Below are 343 nucleotides of genomic sequence, written 5' to 3'. Positions count from 1 at the left end.
TTCGATAAGTCTTTTTTGAAAGCTATGATTTATGACTTAAGTCACAGCCTCTTGACTCAGTTAAATAGATGCCGGCTGAGGAATTCGAATCCCCGACCCTCGGTTTACGATACCGATGCTCTACCAACTGAGCTAAGCCGGCATTACAAAATTTTACGACTCCGGCAGGCGGGCTCGAACCGTCGACAACCTGATTAACAGTCAGGTGCTCTACCAACTGAGCTATGCCGGAATAAAATAGCGTGGCAACGTCCTACCCTCGCAGGGGGCGATCCCCCAACTACTCTTGGCGTGCTGAAGCTTAACTACTGTGTTCGGCATGGGAACAGGTGTATCCTTCAGG

At 49.6% G+C, this 343-nt stretch carries 2 tRNA genes and 1 rRNA gene; all 3 read right to left on the bottom strand.

The annotated features are described in order from the left end of the window. Window positions 1-69: 69 nt before the first annotated feature. Window positions 70-142 (bottom strand) — tRNA-Thr (locus CES81_RS13100). A gap of 17 nt (window positions 143-159) precedes the next feature. Next, window positions 160-232, bottom strand: a tRNA-Asn gene (locus CES81_RS13095). A gap of 8 nt (window positions 233-240) precedes the next feature. Then, window positions 241-343, bottom strand: a 5S ribosomal RNA gene (gene rrf / locus CES81_RS13090); the annotation flags it as partial.

The sequence above is a fragment of the Secundilactobacillus pentosiphilus genome (genome assembly GCF_002217985.1).
GTDB lineage: Bacteria > Bacillota > Bacilli > Lactobacillales > Lactobacillaceae > Secundilactobacillus > Secundilactobacillus pentosiphilus.
The sequence above is the reverse complement of the archived record's forward strand: the minus strand, read 5'-3'. Positions and strand labels throughout refer to the sequence as shown.